The sequence below is a fragment of the Tumebacillus algifaecis genome (genome assembly GCF_002243515.1).
Lineage (GTDB): Bacteria > Bacillota > Bacilli > Tumebacillales > Tumebacillaceae > Tumebacillus_A > Tumebacillus_A algifaecis.
Window position 1 is genome coordinate 1,330,001 of sequence record NZ_CP022657.1, and the last position, 5,000, is coordinate 1,335,000.

The 5,000-nt window shown below is 49.4% G+C and carries 6 protein-coding genes, 1 tRNA gene and 2 rRNA genes (2 of these 9 running past the window's edge); 7 read left to right on the forward strand and 2 right to left on the reverse strand.

What is annotated here, in order from left to right; genetic code table 11:
* The 4 genes from CIG75_RS06065 to CIG75_RS06080 form a co-directional block, all read left to right on the forward strand.
* Window positions 1–102: ribosomal RNA gene (locus CIG75_RS06065) — 23S ribosomal RNA — on the forward strand (it extends 2,828 nt beyond the left edge of the window).
* A gap of 65 nt (window positions 103–167) precedes the next feature.
* Window positions 168–254 (forward strand) — tRNA-Leu (locus tag CIG75_RS06070).
* A gap of 2 nt (window positions 255–256) precedes the next feature.
* Window positions 257–373 (forward strand): 5S ribosomal RNA (gene rrf / locus CIG75_RS06075).
* Between the two features lie 144 nt (window positions 374–517).
* A complete protein-coding gene (locus CIG75_RS06080) occupies window positions 518–934 on the forward strand; it encodes a hypothetical protein (protein ID WP_094235849.1) in 417 nt (138 codons plus the stop codon).
* Between the two features lie 50 nt (window positions 935–984).
* Here CIG75_RS06080 and CIG75_RS06085 read toward each other — a convergent pair whose 3' ends face one another.
* Window positions 985–1,842, reverse strand: a complete 858-nt coding sequence (locus tag CIG75_RS06085) for an MBL fold metallo-hydrolase (RefSeq protein WP_094235850.1) — start codon at window positions 1,840–1,842, stop codon at window positions 985–987.
* A 100-nt stretch (window positions 1,843–1,942) separates the two neighbouring features.
* Complete coding sequence (locus CIG75_RS06090; RefSeq protein WP_094235851.1) at window positions 1,943–2,200, reverse strand: hypothetical protein; 258 nt, start codon at window positions 2,198–2,200, stop codon at window positions 1,943–1,945.
* Between the two features lie 109 nt (window positions 2,201–2,309).
* Here CIG75_RS06090 and larE point away from each other — a divergent pair, with 109 nt between their 5' ends.
* The 3 genes in view from larE to larC are tightly spaced (each overlapping or abutting the next) and all read left to right on the forward strand, a layout consistent with a single transcriptional unit that may run on beyond the window.
* Window positions 2,310–3,125 (forward strand): ATP-dependent sacrificial sulfur transferase LarE, encoded by an 816-nt coding sequence (larE, locus tag CIG75_RS06095; RefSeq protein WP_094235852.1) that lies wholly within the window; start codon window positions 2,310–2,312, stop codon window positions 3,123–3,125.
* The gene (larB, locus tag CIG75_RS06100) at window positions 3,122–3,868 is read left to right on the forward strand and encodes a nickel pincer cofactor biosynthesis protein LarB (RefSeq protein ID WP_094235853.1); all 747 of its coding nucleotides are present in this window, start codon (window positions 3,122–3,124) and stop codon (window positions 3,866–3,868) included. Before larE ends, larB begins: the two co-directional genes overlap by 4 nt.
* On the forward strand, window positions 3,868–5,000 hold the 5' portion of the coding sequence (gene larC / locus CIG75_RS06105) for a nickel pincer cofactor biosynthesis protein LarC (RefSeq protein ID WP_157729676.1). It continues 364 nt past the right edge of the window; 1,133 of the gene's 1,497 nt are visible here — the first part of the coding sequence; its start codon is at window positions 3,868–3,870; its stop codon lies beyond the right edge, outside the window. The genes larB and larC overlap by 1 nt, the downstream gene beginning before the upstream one ends.

The window sequence follows — 5,000 nt, forward strand, 5'->3', positions numbered from 1 at the left end:
ACGTGGTAAGACCCCTTGTAGAAGACAAGGTTGATAGGCTGGAGGTGGAAGCGCCGCGAGGCGTGTAGCTGACCAGTACTAATCGGTCGAGGGCTTATCCTAAGTATGTCCAAAACTCACAGTTATTTTCGCATCCAGTTTTCAGGGAACACACATCCTTTGTATATGCGGTCATGGCGGAATTGGCAGACGCGCAAGATTCAGGTTCTTGTGGGGGCAACCCTGTGGAGGTTCAAGTCCTCTTGACCGCACCAGATCTAGTGATGATGGCGGAAAGGTCACACCTGTTCCCATCCCGAACACAGAAGTTAAGCTTTCCAGCGCTGATGGTACTTGGACCGCAGGGTCCTGGGAGAGTAAGACATCGCTAGGCAAATTGAGAACCGACTCGTTATGAGTCGGTTCTTTTGTTGTATCTCTATACATAATTTTAATAAACTATACTTTTGTTAGTGTTGATGGGATTCATTCTTTGTATTATGATAATAATAATTCAAAAATACTTGGAGGTATTAATATGAAAAAATCAATGATTTGGATGGCTACGTTGACTCTAGCGGTAAGCACGATGGCAGGCGCAGGTGCTGTTGATGCGAAAACTGCATCTGCCGCACAAGCGCAAAGTACGATCAGCACCACGACTACGATCGTTCTCAACGACTGGTATGTGCCATCTGGTCAAAACCTCATCGGCAAAGTTGTCGTGAAGGACGCCAACAATCAACCTGTTGTCGGGGCGCCGGTCACCGTGAAATTGATCGATTCGTGGCGCGTGGAACGCAATCGACGGGTTGGCACGACGAACAGCCTTGGCGAACTGTCCTTCACCTTATCGACACCTGACTTCGGATATTATGATGTGATCGCTGTGACGTCGAGCTTCGCTTCCTATACGGGTAGCACAGGTTATAGCTCCGCAGAGTTTGCATACTAATCGAATCGATCAAAAAGCCACACCTCAGGCAAAGAGGTGTGGCTTTTTGATCAGTGCTTCATTCGCTCGATCAATTTTTGCATTTCCAGCCGTATTTCATTTTCCTGTAGCATGACGCGTCGTCCGTGGCCAGGTAAGAGCCACGTGAAGTTTTCTTGAGCCAATTTTTCCATTGAGCGCATTTGCTCTTCAAAGGAATACCAACAATAATTTCGGTGCGCATTGAGGGCGTTCGTATCATCATCCCATGCGAGGTGGTCACCTGAAAAGAGATACGTTTGTTTGTAAAGCAGTACTGTGTGGCCTTCTGTATGACCTGGTAGTGGGATTATCTTGAAGTCAGGATGCCACTGAATTGGCTCCATTCCGGTAAGCACATGTTCTGCTTCCGGCTGTGCGTCCAGTTCTAACTCATGTATGATGCGTTCCGCTTTGAAGTAGGCTGCATATTTGTCCGCATCTGCCACATCATCGCGGTGTGTGAGAAAGATATAACGAATGCCGCCCAGCGCTGCAATCTTCTCAGCGAGCGGACGATGAAAACGCGGAGCATCGATCAGCCAGTTCCCATCGGGATGGAGGAGCAAATAACTGCTTCCCCCGTATGATTTGCGAGAGGTAAATCCGCAATAATAGACCCCCTCAGTCAGCAAGAGTGGGAAATCATCACCTGCTTCGAATAGACCAGATTTCTCATTGGATTGAATGGCACCGGTCGGACACGACAACATCGCGCGATAGGCGATTCGCTTTTCTTCATCGCCTTGAGGCTGTTTGGTCACCGCTGAGAAGTCCCCGACCGCTGAGTAAAATTCCGGGGCTAATTGCCGACATGTGTCGCAGTCGATGCAGTTTGAATTAACAAAAAATTCCCCTTCCACGTTCGTAGCCAATCGTTTTGATGCCATGATCTCTCCTCCTCTTACGATGCTTATACCTTAATATATATTTTATCAGATAAACAAAAAGACCCGCTAGTAAAAGCCGGGTCTTTTTGTGCGCTATGTTTTACTCTTCGTCAAAATATTTGTAGAAAAGGTAGCCTTTCGCCCACTTTTCGGAAATATTTTGTCCTTGAGCTGCTTGAGAAAACAAGGTGACCAATTTGTCATCGATCTCATCTGTGTTATATTTGTGGCGTCGAGTCACTTCTTTGTGAAGTTGATCGAGCTTTGTGAAGATTTGTTCCACAATTTCCTCGTCTTCATCGGCAATTTGATCATATGTATTTTCCAAATCATAGACCGTTTCACGTTTCAGCATCATTTCTTGAATCACCTCCTGTTCTAGTATGCCCGATGACTTGGGTTCTTGTCGCCTGTTTTTTCTGATACAATATTATCGTCTTCAAGTAGAAGAAGGGAAGTGCGAAATCATGGATTTCTTACAAAAGAAGCAGAATCTTTTGGATATTTTAAGCGAAATGGATCAGGTGATTGTCGCGTTTTCAGCTGGGATCGACAGCACCTTTGTGTTGAAGTGCGCACATGAAGTGCTTGGTGATAAGGTGTTGGCTGTGACGGCAGCTTCCGAAACGTTCCCGGAACGAGAATTACAGGAAGCGATCGCACTCGCCAAAGAGTTTGGAGTTCGCCATGAGATCGTGCAGGTAAAAGAGATGGAGAATCCGAATTTTGTTGCGAATAACCCGGACCGATGCTATCACTGCAAAGCTGGTTTGTACCACACGCTGACCAGCTTAGCACAAGAGCGTGGGATTCCGAATATTTTGGACGGGGCGAACATGGATGATCTCGGTGATTATCGTCCGGGTCGCCAAGCTGCGAAAGAATACGAGATTCGCAGCGTCCTGCAAGAAGCGGAAATCTATAAAGAAGAGTTGCGTCAAATGGCGCGCGAGATGGGGGTGCCGAACTGGAATAAGCCTTCCTTCGCATGTCTGTCCTCGCGAATTCCATACGGGTCGCTGATCACTTTGGATAAGGTGGGGCAGTTGGATCGCGGGGAGGATTCGCTGCGCAAGTTTGGGTTTAAACAGATTCGAATTCGCCATCATGATAACATTGCTCGCGTTGAGGTTTTGCCGGAAGAGTTGATGAAGGCGGTCGAGTTGGCTGAAGAAATCACCGCGATTTTAAAAGCAGAAGGCTTCACGTATGTGACACTTGACTTACAAGGATACCGCAGCGGTTCGATGAATGAGCCTTTGACTGCGAAAACGAACGCATGAAGTTACAAGACATCTTACACAAAGTTCGGGCGGGTGAGCTGTCGGTAACCGAGGCGGAGACGGCGATTCGTGGGTTTGAAGATCTTGGGTTCGGCAAGGTCGATTACGCCAGAGAATCACGTACTGGATACCCGGAAGTGATTTTTGGGCAAGGCAAAACGCCTGAGCAGGTGCAGGCGATCTTTGTTCGCTTGCATGAGAAACATGGTAAGGTGATGGTCACCCGTGCAGATCGGTCGATGTACGAACTGGTGAGGGAAGCTGTTCCGGATGCCGTTTATGATGAGATGTCTCGTTTGCTGACAGTCGGAAGCTGTGAGCGCCGTTTTGCTGGCAAGGTGGCAGTGGTCTCTGCAGGCACTGCCGATCTTCCGGTAGCAGAAGAGGCGGCACGCACGGCCGAGTGGATGGGAAATGAGGTTGACCGCATCTATGATGTGGGTGTGGCGGGCATCGATCGTTTGCTGGCTCAACGGGAGCGAATCCGTGAAGCTAGCGTGGTGATCGTTGTCGCGGGCATGGAAGGCGCGCTGGGCAGTGTGATCGGTGGTTTGGTGCGCCGACCTGTCGTCGCAGTGCCGACGAGCGTGGGGTATGGAGCGCATTTTGGCGGTTTGACGCCACTGCTCTCGATGCTTACTTCCTGTGCAGCAGGGGTGACCGTTGTGAATATCGATAATGGATTTGGTGCTGCTTTTTCCGCATCGATCATTCAACAGGCGATTTTGGAGGGGGCATCGTGATGAGAACGCTTTATTTGGACTGTGTTTCGGGAATCAGCGGTGATATGTTGCTTGCTGCCCTGGTCGATGCAGGTGCAGATCTAGATTATGTGAAACGCGAACTGCTGAAACTGCCGATCGATGATTTTGAGCTCTGGGTCGATACGGTGGACAAGCAGGGGATCACCGCGAAAAAATTGCAAATCCGTCTACCGGAAGCGCTCGACCATCATCATGGGCATGGGCACGATCATGGACACAGCCATGGACACGATCATGGACACAGCCATGGACACGATCATGGACACAGCCATGGACACAGCCATGGACACAGTCATGGACACAGTCATGGACACAGTCATGGACACAGTCATGGACACAGTCATGGACACAGTCATGGACACAGTCATGGACACGGACATGAACACGGACATGAACACGGACATGAACACGGACATGAACACGGACATGAACACGGACATGAACACGGACATGGACATGAACACGGACATGAACACGGACATGGACCGTTACATACGCATCACCATCATGAGCATCGAAAAGCAGCGACGATTTTGGAGATGATCCGAGAAAGTGAACTACCTGAGCGTGTCAAGGTACGGAGTCTGACCATCTTTAAAGAGATTGCGGAGGCGGAAGGAAAGATTCACGGTATTCATCCGTCTGAAGTTCATTTCCACGAAGTAGGTGCGATGGACTCGATCATCGACACGATTGGAATTTGTCTGGCACTGGAGGATTTGGGTGTCGATCAACTGTTTGCTTCGCCCGTTCCGACAGGCTATGGCAAGATGAGAATGGCTCATGGACTATATCCGATTCCGGCACCAGCGACCGCAGAACTGTTGACAGGTATTCCTTTGGCTCGCTCGCACTCGGAGGGTGAATTGACCACACCGACCGGTGCTGGCGTACTGAAAGCGCTGGTCACTCAATTCGGACCCCTGCAAAACTTTACGGTTGAAAAAATTGGGTATGGGGCAGGAACGAAGGACTTCGCTGTGCCGAATGTCATTCGCGTTTTGCTCGGGGAAGCGATAGGAAGTGAGCCTGTTCGTGAGACGATTCACGTGCTCGAAGCTCAACTTGATGATTGCACGGCCGAATCGCTCGGATATGTGATGGAACGGCT

What these genes read in the sequence shown, in the direction of transcription:
- larE (WP_094235852.1), top strand. Translation starts at nt 2,310, where the DNA reads ATGGATTTCTTACAAAAGAAGCAGAATCTTTTGGATATTTTAAGCGAA.
- CIG75_RS06080 (WP_094235849.1), top strand. Translation starts at nt 518, where the DNA reads ATGAAAAAATCAATGATTTGGATGGCTACGTTGACTCTAGCGGTAAGC.
- larB (WP_094235853.1), top strand. Translation starts at nt 3,122, where the DNA reads ATGAAGTTACAAGACATCTTACACAAAGTTCGGGCGGGTGAGCTGTCG.
- CIG75_RS06090 (WP_094235851.1), bottom strand. Translation starts at nt 2,200, where the DNA reads ATGATGCTGAAACGTGAAACGGTCTATGATTTGGAAAATACATATGAT.
- CIG75_RS06085 (WP_094235850.1), bottom strand. Translation starts at nt 1,842, where the DNA reads ATGGCATCAAAACGATTGGCTACGAACGTGGAAGGGGAATTTTTTGTT.